Source organism: Mesorhizobium sp. M1328, assembly GCF_040318075.1.
Taxonomy (GTDB): domain Bacteria; phylum Pseudomonadota; class Alphaproteobacteria; order Rhizobiales; family Rhizobiaceae; genus Mesorhizobium.
Genome location: NZ_JAMYLO010000020.1, coordinates 62596 through 75383, shown reverse-complemented (window position 1 = coordinate 75383; position 12788 = coordinate 62596). Strand labels below are relative to the sequence as shown.

General features: G+C 64.1%; 13 protein-coding genes. 8 read left to right on the top strand and 5 right to left on the bottom strand.

The window, feature by feature from the left end; genetic code table 11:
- Positions 1 to 51: 51 nt before the first annotated feature.
- The 3 genes from NKH23_RS27295 to NKH23_RS27285 form a co-directional block, all read right to left on the bottom strand.
- Complete coding sequence (locus NKH23_RS27295) at positions 52 to 708, bottom strand: HAD family hydrolase (RefSeq protein WP_352915860.1); 657 nt, start codon at positions 706 to 708, stop codon at positions 52 to 54.
- 13 nt (positions 709 to 721) lie between these two features.
- The gene (gene dut, locus NKH23_RS27290) at positions 722 to 1207 is read right to left on the bottom strand and encodes a dUTP diphosphatase (RefSeq protein ID WP_352719303.1); all 486 of its coding nucleotides are present in this window, start codon (positions 1205 to 1207) and stop codon (positions 722 to 724) included.
- An 84-nt stretch (positions 1208 to 1291) separates the two neighbouring features.
- Positions 1292 to 1762, bottom strand: coding sequence for an Lrp/AsnC family transcriptional regulator (locus tag NKH23_RS27285; RefSeq protein ID WP_352719302.1), 471 nt, complete (start codon positions 1760 to 1762; stop codon positions 1292 to 1294).
- 115 nt (positions 1763 to 1877) lie between these two features.
- Between NKH23_RS27285 and NKH23_RS27280 the strand changes: the two genes are divergently transcribed.
- Together NKH23_RS27280 and NKH23_RS27275 are read left to right on the top strand one after the other, a co-directional pair.
- Positions 1878 to 2093, top strand: a complete 216-nt coding sequence (locus NKH23_RS27280; protein WP_352469961.1) for a DUF6356 family protein — start codon at positions 1878 to 1880, stop codon at positions 2091 to 2093.
- 172 nt (positions 2094 to 2265) lie between these two features.
- A complete protein-coding gene (locus tag NKH23_RS27275) occupies positions 2266 to 3639 on the top strand; it encodes an amidase (protein ID WP_352719301.1) in 1374 nt (457 codons plus the stop codon).
- Here NKH23_RS27275 and NKH23_RS27270 read toward each other — a convergent pair.
- Positions 3633 to 4709, bottom strand: a complete 1077-nt coding sequence (locus NKH23_RS27270; RefSeq protein ID WP_352719300.1) for an NAD(P)/FAD-dependent oxidoreductase — start codon at positions 4707 to 4709, stop codon at positions 3633 to 3635. The genes NKH23_RS27275 and NKH23_RS27270 overlap by 7 nt on opposite strands.
- Before the next feature lie 118 nt (positions 4710 to 4827).
- Here NKH23_RS27270 and NKH23_RS27265 point away from each other — a divergent pair, with 118 nt between their 5' ends.
- The 4 genes from NKH23_RS27265 (at position 4828) to NKH23_RS27250 (ending at position 8704) form a co-directional block, all read left to right on the top strand.
- Positions 4828 to 5418, top strand: coding sequence for a TetR/AcrR family transcriptional regulator (locus tag NKH23_RS27265; protein ID WP_352719299.1), 591 nt, complete (start codon positions 4828 to 4830; stop codon positions 5416 to 5418).
- Between the two features lie 4 nt (positions 5419 to 5422).
- A complete protein-coding gene (locus NKH23_RS27260; RefSeq protein WP_352719298.1) occupies positions 5423 to 6349 on the top strand; it encodes a haloalkane dehalogenase in 927 nt (308 codons plus the stop codon).
- A gap of 153 nt (positions 6350 to 6502) precedes the next feature.
- Entirely contained in the window at positions 6503 to 6994 is a 492-nt protein-coding gene (locus NKH23_RS27255; RefSeq protein ID WP_352719297.1) for a hypothetical protein, read from the top strand.
- Positions 6995 to 7105: 111 nt separating this feature from the next.
- A complete protein-coding gene (locus tag NKH23_RS27250) occupies positions 7106 to 8704 on the top strand; it encodes a peptide chain release factor 3 (protein WP_502908411.1) in 1599 nt (532 codons plus the stop codon).
- A 170-nt stretch (positions 8705 to 8874) separates the two neighbouring features.
- On the opposite strand, the gene NKH23_RS27245 is transcribed toward NKH23_RS27250, so the two are convergent.
- Positions 8875 to 9348, bottom strand: a complete 474-nt coding sequence (locus NKH23_RS27245; RefSeq protein ID WP_353035775.1) for a VOC family protein — start codon at positions 9346 to 9348, stop codon at positions 8875 to 8877.
- A gap of 290 nt (positions 9349 to 9638) precedes the next feature.
- Between NKH23_RS27245 and ilvD the strand changes: the two genes are divergently transcribed.
- Together ilvD and NKH23_RS27235 are read left to right on the top strand one after the other, a co-directional pair.
- Complete coding sequence (gene ilvD / locus NKH23_RS27240) at positions 9639 to 11483, top strand: dihydroxy-acid dehydratase (RefSeq protein ID WP_352719295.1); 1845 nt, start codon at positions 9639 to 9641, stop codon at positions 11481 to 11483.
- A 28-nt stretch (positions 11484 to 11511) separates the two neighbouring features.
- Positions 11512 to 12786: an amidohydrolase family protein gene (locus NKH23_RS27235; RefSeq protein WP_352719294.1), complete on the top strand. Its 1275-nt coding sequence runs from the start codon at positions 11512 to 11514 to the stop codon at positions 12784 to 12786.
- Positions 12787 to 12788 lie beyond the last annotated feature (2 nt).

Genomic DNA, 12788 nt, shown 5'->3' with positions numbered 1-12788 from the left:
AAGCTAGCACAAGCAGCTGCAACATACAGCGCAGCTTGAACAAAGGCCCGATTAGTGGATCGGCACCAGCCCGGCCAGTTCGCGCATGTCGTCGAACAGGATGCCGCCGGCTTCGCTCAGTCCGTCACGGTCGGAAAGCGGGTCGCCGCGGTAGGAATAGACGCGCATGCCGGCGGCGATGCCGGCTGCCGTCCCAGCGACGCTGTCCTCGATGACGATACAGTCGGCGGGCGCGAAGCCCATCGTCGCTGCCGCATGCAGGAAGAGGTCGGGGAACGGCTTGCCGCGCGAGACCATGGTCGAGCTGAACAGCGCATGCTCGAACAGCGGCAGCAGCCCGGTCTGGCCGAGTGTGATGTGCATTTTCGATACCCGTGCCGATGAGGCGACACAGGTGGCGATGCCGGCGGCGTGCACGGTTTCGATGAACTCGCGAACGTAGGGGATGGCCTCGACGCCATGCGCGAACAGGTCCGGCAGGCCGGCGTTCCAGCGCTCGACAAAATCGGCGCCGAGGCTGACGCCGGTCGCCTCGACTTCCTTCTGCACAGAGACCATGCTGCGGCCGGAAAAATTCTTGCGGCAATATTCAAAGCTGGCCGGAAAGCCGGCCGCAGTCAGCCACTCGGCGAGGCGCCGGTTGGCCAGGTTCTCGGTGTCGACCAGAACCCCGTCGCAATCGAAGATGACGAGTTTGGGTATCTTCATTTCGCAGCGCTCATCAGGCCGTGCCGGTCGATCCGAAGCCGCCCGAGCCGCGCGTTGTACCGCCGGCCAATGTGCGCTCCTCGACCGTCGCCTGCGTCACCGGGGCGAAGACGATCTGGGCGATCCGCATGCCGCGCGTTACCGCGAAATCCTCGTCGCCGAGATTGATCAGCAGCACCTTGACCTCGCCGCGATAGTCGCTGTCGATGGTGCCGGGCGTGTTGAGGCAGGTGAGCCCGTGCTTGAAGGCAAGGCCGGAACGCGGCCGGACCTGGCCTTCGACGCCCTCGGGAATTTCCAGGACCAGCCCGGTCGGCACCAGCGCGCGCTTTCCCGGCAGGATCAAAAGCGGCCTGTCGTCCGGGACGGCGGCGCGCAGGTCCATGCCGGCGGCGCCCGAGCTCTCATAGGCGGGTAGCGGCAACCCCTCGCCATGCGGTAGCCTGACGAAGCCGACAGCCGGACCGATGACGGAGGAGGGATAAAGTGCTGCGCGCATGAGGCTGATCCTATCGTCGCGAACGCCGGTTCAGTCAACTCGGCGGCAATGCTATCAACGGCTTTCTTTCAGCACAGTTCCGCTTCAGCGCAGTTCCATCGGAACGACCGTGGTCTCCTTGATCTCCTCCATGACGAAGGAGGCCGAAACGTCCGACAGCGCCACCTTGGCGATCAGCCGCTGGTAGAGCCGGTCATAGGCCTTCACATCGGCGACGCGGGCGCGCAGGACATAGTCGAGATCGCCGGACATGCGGTAGGCGCCGGTGATCTCGGCAAAGCCGGTCACCGCCGCCCGGAATCTTTGCAGCCAGTCGGGATCGTGGTTCGAGGTGCGGATCATGATAAACACCGAAAGGCCGAGTCCAAGCTTGTCGGCGTCGACCAGCGCCACCCGACCGGTGATGACGCCGTCTTCCTCCAGCCGCTTGACCCGGCGCCAGCAGGCATTGCGCGACAGCGATATTCTTGCCGAGAGCTGGTCGACGGACAGAGTTCCGTCGCGTTGCAGCTCGGCCAGCAATCTCCGGTCTATTTCGTCGATTTCCGGCATCATGTGGGATGATTGTCCCAAAACTTGGCTTGATACAAGGACAATTTGAGACCGATCAACCGAACAGCCGTGGCAGGATATTCATGGCCGGCTCTTCATGCCGGCAGGAGGGATCGACATGACAGCACGGCTCGCAAGACTTTTCACCTCTCACCCGGCCGCGGTCGGCGAGAGCTATTTCGGCCATATGGCTTTCGCTGCATGGTTCTCGTCGCGATTGTTCATGGCGGCTTTTGCCGCGCTCGTTCACGCTTTCTTGCCGTTTCTGTTCGAGACCACGGCAAGCGGCATCATCCGTGAGCTCTACGAGCGGACGCACAACAGGGGACGGTAAGCCGTAGAGGTGCCGATCGCGGCGAGGCCGCTGGACAGCGCCGACCCTCAACGGATCCCGGCAGCGCAATCCCGATCAAGCGCCGCCGTCGTCGAAATGCCGAGCCAGGCTTGAAGCCGCGCCGCAATCCGCCATTTTGAGGAGCGCGGCGCGATAGCCCGGAGCATTCAGGATGGATATCGTCTTTTCGTCGACCACCAAACTGGCCGCGGCCATCCGCGACCGTACGGTTTCCGCAATAGAGGTGCTGGACGAGCACCTGGCGCAGATCGACAGGCACAATGAGGCGGTCAATGCCGTCGTAATCCTCGATCGGGACGGTGCGCGGCAACGCGCCGGCAAGGCCGACGAAGCGCAGGCGCGCGGCGAGGCACTTGGGCCGCTGCACGGTGTGCCATTCACACTAAAGGACACGCACGAAACCGCTGGCATGAGAACCACCGTCGGCTTCCCGGCCTTCGCCGACTATGCCCCGAGAGCAGACAGTCCGGTCGTTGCCCGGCTGAAGGCGGCAGGCGGCATATTGGTGGGCAAGACGAACGTGGCGACAATGCTCGGTGACTGGCAGTCGGGCAATCCGCTGTTCGGCCGCACCGGCAACCCCTGGAACCTCCAGCGCACCGCCGGCGGCTCCAGTGGCGGTGCGGCGGCGGCGCTCAGCGCCGGAATGACGCCGTTCGAGGTCGGCACCGACATGCAGGATTCGATCCGGCTGCCCGCTGCCTTTTGCGGCATCTACGGCGTCAAGCCAACCGAGCACCGCGTCTCGCTCGCCGGTGCTTTCCCCGATCCAGGCGGGGCGCCGCGCAGCGTGCGGCTTATCTCCTGCCTCGGACCGATGGCACGCAGCGTCGAGGACCTGGCGTTGATCTACGGCCTCATTGCCGGGCCGGATGGAAGCGATACCGACCTTGCGCCGGTACCGCTCGAAGGCCTGCAGGAACTGGATCTCAAAAATTTGCGCATTGCCGTCGCGCCGTCCTTTCCGGGCTTTCCGGTGGCCGGCGAGATCAGCGCGGCGGTCGAAAGTCTGGCAAAAGAGCTTCAGGTTGCGGGCGCCATCGTCGAGGAAGCCGAATTGCCGAAGCTCGACCTGCACGACGACCTGGAGCAAAGCGGTGCGCTGATCGGCATGATGCTGGAGGCGGCGCAGCCTGGACCACCGGAGAAGCCGACGCCGGTCGCGCGCTGGTTCGAGGCGCTCGCCCGCCGCGACCGCTCCATCCTGGCGTGGGAACGGTTCTTGGACGGCTGCGACGCCTTGTTGTGCCCCGTCGCCATGGTCACCGCCTTCCCGCATTGCGAGCCGGGAACGCCGATCGAGGTCGACGGCAGGGAGCAAAGCTACTGGATGCTGCCGGCCTATGGTGCGGTGTTCAACTACAGCGGCCACCCCGCACTGTCGCTGCCCTGCGGACAGGACAGCAATGGCCTGCCCATCGGACTACAGCTTGTTGGCAAACGCTGGTCGGAGTCGCGCCTGCTCGGGATCGCCAGGGCAATCGACCCGCTAACCAGCGGCTTTCGCCGCCCGCCCGGTTATTGAGTAAGCCGCGCCAGCCCGTAGGGATCAAGCAGCGGATCGCGCTCGCCGTCGAGGATTTCGCGGGCAGCGAACAGGCCGACGGCCGGTGCCAGCGTGATGCCGGAATGCATGACGGCGAGGTAGATGCCGCTCGTGCCTTCGGCGCGGCCAATGATCGGAAAGCCATCGATCGGCGTCGGCCGGTAGCCAACCGTGTGGAAATCGAGTTCCAGCCCGTCCGCGCCGCGCAGCATCGCCTTCATCGCCGCAAATAACTCGCGGGCAGTTGCCTCGGCATCCATGCCGGGATCGGCGCCGCCGAAATCCGAGCCGGCGATGACGCGGCCTTCCGCCGTCTGGCGCATATGCAGGCGGTCGCCGATGACCAGGCCGTTGAGCAGCTTTTCGGTGGGGCGCGAATGCACGATCAGGCCGGGTGGCGTCTCGATCGGCAGTTCTATCCCGGCTGTTGCCGCTAGTGCCGGAGAGCCGGCTCCGGCCGCGATCACCACCTCGTCGGCAGCAATCCGCCCGCCGGATGTATCGACGCCGGCAATCCTGCCGTTGGCCTGCACAAGCGCGGTCGCGGTAACTCCCGTCAGCAGCCGCGCGCCGCGCCGTTCGGCGTCGGCGAGCAGTGCTTGCGTGGCAGCGACCGGCTCGGCAACGCCTTCCCCAGGCACATAAAGGGCGAAATCGGGAAGCTCGGTCAGATTGGGCTCAATGCGCGCCGCTCCGGCACGGTCGACACGCTCGATGCCGTAGCCCCAGGCGGAATGCTCGGCCGCATAGGCTTCGAGCTCAGCACGTGGCAGGTCCCAGCACAGGCCACCGCACCATTGCAACGGGATGCCGGGCACCTCGTTCGCCAATCGCGTCCATTCGGCCATCGACCGAATGCGCAGCCGGAAATAGACCTCCGGATTGCCCCAACTGGCATTGATCCAGGCAAAGGAATTCGGTGTCGCGACGCCGCCGGCGCCGCTGCCGGCAATGACCGTCACCTTTGCTCCGGCCCTGGTCAGGTGCCAGGCGATGGAGGCGCCGATGATGCCGGCGCCGATGACAATCACTTCTTTCGCCGCTGTCATGCTTCACTCCTCGGTCCAACGCCACCACTGCGATGCCATTGCCCGTGGGTTCTGCCAAGAGCGCGCGGTATCAAAATATGCCTCTTGACTTTAATACGTACGTACGTATTGTATCGCGATGGCTAGACATTCACTTCGCGAAAAACTCCTCGACGCCGGTTTCAAAACCATCTGGAATTCCGGCTATTCGGCCGCCGGTGTGCGCGACATCGTCGCCGCGGCCGATGCCCGCCCGGGGTCCTTCACCAATCATTTTGCATCCAAGGAGGCGTTCACCGGCGAGGTGCTGGACCGCTATTTCGCCTATGTGAGCGGTTTGGTGGAGCAGGCCCTCGCCCGGGACGGCACGCCCCCGGTCGGGCGCTTGCGCCGCTACCTCGAAATCATCACGTCGAAGCTGGAGGCGCATAATTGGGCACGGGGCTGCATGATTGGCAATCTCAGCCTCGAGACGGCGGCTCACAGTGAGGCGCTGAGGCTGCAACTCGTCGCCATTTTCGAACGCTGGCGCAAGCCCTTCGCCGAGTGCATCGCCGAGGGCCAGGCGGCCGGCGATATCACCGACGCGTTCGATGCCGAGGATCTCGCCGATTTCCTTTTGAGTTCCTGGCAAGGCGCGATGCTGCGCATGAAGGTGGAGCGCAGTCCCGAACCGCTCGAGCGTTTCAAGAACATCGTTTTCAAAACAGTCTTCGCAAAAAGGAGCTGATCCGATGAACCCGAAACTCGAAAAGCAGCAATCCCGCACAATGTTGCCGCGCTCGCAAGTCGCGGTACTCGATTCCACCATCTCCTATGTCGAGGCAGGCACGGCCGGTCCGACTGTGCTCTTCCTGCACGGCAACCCGACGTCGTCCTACATCTGGCGCAACATCATCCCGCATGTGGCGCCGTGCGGCCGCTGCATCGCGCCCGACCTGATCGGCTATGGCCAGTCCGGCAAGCCGGACATCGACTATCGCTTCTTCGACCACGTCCGCTATCTCGACGCCTTCATCGAGACGCTTGGCATCACCGACATGGTGGTCGTCGCGCAGGACTGGGGCACCGCACTCGCCTTCCATCTCGCGGCCCGGCGGCCGCAGCGGATCCTCGGCCTCGCCTTCATGGAATTCATCCGCCCCTTCGAGAACTGGGACGATTTTCACCAGCGTCCGCAGGCGCGCGAATTGTTCAAGGCAATGCGCACGCCGGGCGTCGGTGAAAAGCTTGTCCTGGAAGACAACGTCTTCGTCGAAAAGGTGCTGCCGGCCGCTGTGCTGCGCACGATGAGCGATGAGGAAATGGCCGCCTACCGGGCGCCGTTCCCGACGCCGCAATCGCGCAAGCCGATCCTGCGGCTGCCGCGCGACCTGCCGATCGAAGGTCAGCCTGCCGATGTCGCCGCCATCAGCGAGCACGACCATCGGGCGCTCCGGCTTTCCGCCTACCCGAAGCTGCTTTTCTCAGGCGATCCGGGCGCCGTCGTCTCGCCGCAGGCGGCACGGGAATTCGCGGCGGGCCTGAAGAACTGCCGGTTGATCGATCTCGGACCCGGCGCGCATTATCTGCAGGAGGACCATGCCGACAGGATCGGCGCCGCAATTGCCGAGTGGATTCCCGAGGTGGCCTTCGAGAGCCATGCCGCCGAACCGGCCTGACGTTGGGACGTGAACCGGAGACCGCGGCAGCCGGAGAGGTCGACAGCTCTGCACTCAGGTTCCAGGCGATGGAAGCGCCGATGACGAGGATGTCTTTGCTCACGGCCTCCACCTTAAACGGCAGGACTTCATACCCTCCTGCCGTCGTGATACATGCTCACCCTTGGTGCGTCGTGGTGTTCCGTTCTCGAAACGGTCGATGACATTGTCTTTGCGAGAAAGCTTCCGCTGTTGAGTTCCCGACCAGAAATCATGCCCCAGCCACAAAGGGCTCGTTTGCGCCGCTGGACGCGAGGTCTGGCTCTTGGCACTGCCATGGTCATGATCGCTTATGCCGTTTTCTTCGGCCCACTGCCGTTCATTCGATCGTGGTGGCAAGTCGGTGACTACAGCTGGTATGATCCCTTGCATAAACGCCATCGCATCGCCGACAGCCTGGTGCTGACCGGGTGGTTGGTTGGGAAATCGCGCGCAGAAGTCCTTGCGGCGCTCGGCCCGCCGCCTGAGACCGACAAGTTTTCCGATTGGAGCCTGGTCTATGTCCTCGGCCCGGAAAGGGGATTGCTTTCGATCGACTATGAGTGGCTCGCCATCCGCACGGATGATGCCGGTTCGGTCACTGAAGCGGCTGTGATCCGTGACTGAACTCGCGGCCCGCAGTGACATTTGCATCATCTGGCATTGAGGGGCGAAGGGTGTTTCCGTTCGACAGGCCGGAAAAGCGCTGCTAGAAGCCCGCGCCACAGACAGGATTCCATGAAATTGGCTGAAGACATCGAACAAGCGGTATCGCGCCGCCGCACTTTCGCGATCATTGCCCACCCCGACGCCGGCAAGACCACGCTCACCGAAAAGCTGCTTTTGTTCGGCGGCGCCATCCAGCTTGCCGGCGAGGTCAAAGCCAAGAAGGACCGCATCCAGACCCGGTCGGACTGGATGAAGATCGAACGCGAGCGCGGCATTTCGGTGGTGACGTCGGTGATGACCTTCGAATACGAGGACACCGTCTTCAACCTGCTCGACACGCCCGGCCACGAGGATTTCGCCGACGACACCTATCGCACGCTGTCGGCGGTCGACAGCGCCGTCATGGTCATCGACGCCGCCAAGGGCATCGAGCCGCGCACGCTGAAACTATTCGAGGTCTGCCGGCTGCGCGATATCCCGATCATCACCTTCGTCAACAAGATGGACCGCGAAAGCCGCGACCCGTTCGACATCCTCGACGAGATCGAGCAGAAGCTGGCGCTGGATACAGCACCGATCACCTGGCCGATCGGCCGCGGCAAGACCTTTTCCGGCACTTACCATCTGGCGCTGAACGCGGTTCGCAAGGGCGACGCCGAAAAGGAGCGCACGCCGGTCAATGGACCCGATTCCAACCGGGTCGCCGGCCTGTTGCCGGAGAACGAGCGGGAGGCCTTCATCGAGGAGCTGGAGCTGGCACGCGAGGCCTGCCGCCCGCTCGATCTGGAAGCCTTCCGCGAAGGCCATTTGACGCCGGTCTATTTCGGCTCGGCGCTGCGCAATTACGGCGTGCGCGACCTGATCGAGGCGCTCGGCGCCTATGGGCCGCCGCCGCGCGCGCAGGAGGCCGACAGCCGCAAGGTCGAGGCGACCGAGGACAAGATGACCTCCTTCGTCTTCAAGATCCAGGCCAATATGGACCCCAACCACCGCGACCGCATCGCCTTCGTCCGTGTCTGCTCCGGCAAGCTCGAGCGCGGCATGAAGGCCAAGCTGGTGCGCACTGGAAAGCCGATGAGCCTGTCGGCGCCGCAATTCTTCTTCGCCCGCACCCGCGTCACCGCCGACGAGGCATTCGCCGGCGATGTCGTCGGCATCCCCAACCACGGCACGCTGCGCATCGGCGACACGCTGACCGAGGGCGAGGAGATCCTGTTTCGCGGCGTGCCGAATTTCGCACCTGAAATCCTGCGCCGCGTTCGCCTCGGCGATGCCATGAAGGCTAAGAAGCTCAAGGAAGCGCTGCACCAGATGGCCGAGGAAGGCGTCGTGCAATTGTTCTCGCCGGAGGACGGCTCGCCGGCCATCGTCGGCGTCGTCGGCGCCCTGCAGCTCGATGTCCTGAAAGAGCGGCTGAACTTCGAATACACACTGCCGGTCGATTTCGAGATGTCGCGCTTTTCCGTCTGCCGCTGGATATCAGCCGACGACAGGGCAGAGCTCCAGCGCTTCATCGAGGCGCATCGCGGCGACATCGCCCGCGATCTCGACAACGATCCGGTGTTCCTCGCCCAGCACGCCTTCTCGCTCAACTACGAGGCCGAGCGCTGGAAGGCGATCCGCTTCGCGGCAGTCAAGGATTATCAGGTCCGCGACAGAGCGGCCTGATGCGCCGCGTTCCTTCTCCCCCTGTGGGAGAAGGTGTCGCCGAAGGCGACGGATGAGGGGTGTTCCAGGAAACAGCAACGTCTCATTCCGTCCAGCACCCCTCAACCGTCTCGGCGCTTCGCGCCGATCCACCTTCTCCCACAGGGGGGAGAAGGCAAGAGCGCGTTCGTTCACCCCTTGGCTGCCTCTTCGATCTTGGCGATGTCGATCTTGGTCATCTGCATCATCGCCTGCATCACGCGGCCGGCCTTTTCCCCGTCGGGGTCCAGCAGCAGCCTGGGCAGCTGCTCGGGAACAACCTGCCAGGAGAGGCCGAATTTGTCCTTCAGCCAGCTGCACTGGCTGGGCTCGCCACCGCCCGCGATAAGCCTGTCCCAGAAATAGTCGACCTCCTCCTGCGTCTTGCAGTCGATGGAGAGCGAGACTGCCTGGGTGAACTTGAATTGCGGCCCGCCGTTGAGCGCCTGGAACTGAACGCCGTCGAGCTCGAATGAGACCATCAGCACCTTGCCCTCACGATCGCCGCTGCCCTTGGGCCGGCGCATCACGCTCAGCACCTTCGAGTTCTTGAAGATGGAGACATAATGGTTCATGGCCTCCTCGGCCTGGTCCTCGAACCACAGGCAGGTGGTGATCTTTTGCATTCTCTTGCTCCTCGGGCTGGTTTTGGCTTTGTTTTCACTCGCAAAACGGCCGGCTGGCGATTGATGCCCGGTGCCGCCGTCTGCCCAAGGACGCTCGAGCAAAACACGATCCGACAGCACTTCTGACTTTTTTACGGCCTGGACCGGCTGCGTCTTTGGCTGGCCGCTCGTTCCACACCCTGGCGCAGCGCAAAATTGTGGCCAGACCAGAGCGTGGCGTTTATAAGGCCTGCGGCTCAATTCCGGTTTTCCGCACCTTTGGGCGCGACGCAGACAGCAAGGACAGTTCAATGCCCGCCTACCGTTCCCGCACCACAACCCATGGCCGCAACATGGCCGGCGCCCGCGGCCTGTGGCGTGCCACCGGGATGAAGGATTCGGATTTCGGCAAGCCGATCATCGCCGTGGTCAATTCCTTCACCCAATTCGTGCCCGGCCATGTCCATCTGAAGGATCTCGGCCAGTTGGTTGCCCGCGAGATCGAAAAGGCCGGCGGCGTCGCCAAGGAGTTCAACACCATCGCCGTCGATGACGGCATCGCCATGGGCCATGACGGCATGCTCTATTCGCTGCCGTCGCGCGAATTGATCGCCGACTCCGTCGAATACATGGTCAACGCGCACTGCGCCGACGCGATGGTCTGCATCTCGAATTGCGACAAGATCACGCCCGGCATGCTGATGGCGTCGCTGCGCCTCAACATCCCGACCGTCTTCGTCTCCGGCGGTCCGATGGAGGCCGGCAAGGTGGTGCTCGCCGGCAAGAGCCAGGCGCTTGACCTGGTCGACGCCATGGTGGCGGCCGCCGACGACAAAATCTCCGACGAGGACGTCAAGACCATCGAGCGCTCGGCCTGTCCGACCTGCGGCTCCTGCTCCGGCATGTTTACCGCCAATTCGATGAACTGCCTGACCGAGGCGCTCGGCCTCTCGCTGCCCGGCAACGGCTCGACGCTGGCCACGCATGCCGACCGCAAGCGCCTGTTCGTCGAGGCCGGCCATCTGATCGTCGATCTAGCCCAGCGCTATTACGAGCAGGACGATGACACCGCGCTGCCGCGCAGCATCGCCTCGAAGGGCGCCTTCGAGAACGCCATGACGCTCGACATCGCCATGGGCGGCTCGACCAACACCGTGCTGCACATCCTCGCCGCAGCACATGAGGGCGAGGTCGACTTCACCATGGAAGACATCGACCGGCTCTCGCGGCGGGTGCCGGTGCTGTGCAAGGTCGCTCCGGCCAAGGCAGACGTTCATATGGAGGACGTCCACCGCGCCGGCGGCATCATGGCGATCCTCGGCCAGTTGGATAGCGCCGGGCTGATCAACCGCGACCTGCCGACGGTGCATACCGCGAGCCTCGGCGAAGCGCTCGACCATTGGGATATTTCGCGCACCACCAGCCAAAATGTCCGCGATTTCTTCCTCGCGGCACCCGGCGGCGTGCCGACGCAGGTCGCCTTCAGCCAGGATCGCCGCTGGGACGAGCTCGACACGAACCGCGAAACCGGCGTCATCCGCTCGGCCGAACATCCTTTCTCCAGGGATGGCGGCCTTGCCGTGCTGAAAGGCAATCTGGCGCTCGACGGCTGCATCGTGAAGACTGCCGGCGTCGATGAATCGATCCTGAAATTCACCGGCCCGGCAAGGGTGTTCGAAAGCCAGGACGCCAGCGTCAAGGCGATCCTGTCGAACGGGATCAAGGCCGGCGATGTCGTCGTCATCCGCTATGAAGGGCCGCGTGGCGGCCCCGGCATGCAGGAAATGCTCTATCCGACCAGCTATCTCAAATCGAAGGGTCTCGGCAAGGCCTGCGCGCTGATCACCGACGGTCGTTTTTCCGGCGGCACCTCCGGCCTGTCGATCGGCCACGTCTCGCCGGAAGCGGCGGAAGGCGGGCTGATCGGACTGGTCATGGAAGGCGACACGATCGAGATCGATATCCCCAACCGCACCATCCGGCTGGCCGTCGACGACGCGGAGCTCGCCGCCCGCCGCGCGGCGATGGAGGCCAAGGGAATGGCTGCCTGGAAGCCCGAGGAAAAGCGCAAGCGCAAGGTGACGACGGCTTTGCGCGCCTATGCGGCGATGGCGACAAGTGCCGCCAAGGGGGCGGTGCGGTATGTGCCGGAATAGGCATCATTCTTCAACGAGGTGGCGATAGATGGATTTCGACCTTGTGGTGCGCGGCGGGACGCTGCCCGACGGCAGGATCGCAGATATCGGCATCGTCGGCGAAACGATCGCAGCGATAGAACCCGAGCTGAACGTCAGCGCCGGCACGGCGATCGATGCTCATGGCAATCTGGTCTCGCCGCCCTTTGTCGATCCGCATTTCCATATGGACGCCACGCTTTCGCTCGGCATTCCGCGCATCAATGTCTCGGGCACGCTGCTCGAAGGCATTTCGCTGTGGGGCGAGCTGAAGCCGCTTCTGACCCACGAGGCGGTGCGCGACCGTGCGCTCGCCTATTGCGACTGGGCGGCGTCGATGGGCCTGCTCGCCATCCGCACCCATGTCGATGTCTGTGATGACCGCCTGCTGGCGGTCGAAGCGCTGCTCGACGTGAAGAAGACGGTTGCCCCCTATATCGACCTGCAACTGGTCGCCTTCCCGCAGGACGGGCTCTATCGCTCGCCGACAGCGCACCAGAACACCGTCCGCGCGCTCGACCTGGGCGTCGATGTCGTCGGCGGCATCCCGCATTTCGAGCGCACCATGGCCGACGGCACGCGCTCCGTCACCGAGCTCTGCGAGATCGCGGCCGAGCGCGGCCTGATGGTCGACCTGCATTGCGACGAGACTGACGATCCGCTGTCCCGCCACATCGAGCAACTAGCCTATGAGACGCAGCGCCTGGGATTGCAGGGCAGAGTGGCCGGCTCGCACCTCACCTCGATGCATTCGATGGATAATTACTACGTCTCGAAGCTGTTGCCGCTGATTGCCGAGGCCGGCGTTTCGGCGATCCCCAATCCGCTGATCAACATCATGCTGCAGGGCCGCCACGACACCTTTCCCAAGCGCCGCGGCCTGACGCGGGTCAAGGAAATGCTGGCGCATGGGATCCGCGTCGGCTGGGGCCAGGATTGCGTGCTCGACCCCTGGTATTCGCTGGGCACGGCAGACATGCTCGACGTCGCATTCATGGGCCTGCATGTCGCGCAGATGTCGAGCCCGGCCGAGATGGCGCGCTGTTTCGACATGGTCACCAACGTCAATGCCGCCATCATGGGCCTCGACCACCTTGGCCTTGCCGTCGGCAAGCGCGCCAGCCTGGTCGTTCTCGATGCCGGCAATCCGGTCGAGGCGCTGCGCCTGCGCCCCGAGCGTCTCTGCGTCATTGCCAGGGGCAAGGTGGTGGCCGAGCGCAGCCGGCAGGACACGCGGCTTTCGATCGCCGGAAGGCCGGGCACGGTGAACCGGCGCCACGCTTAGTC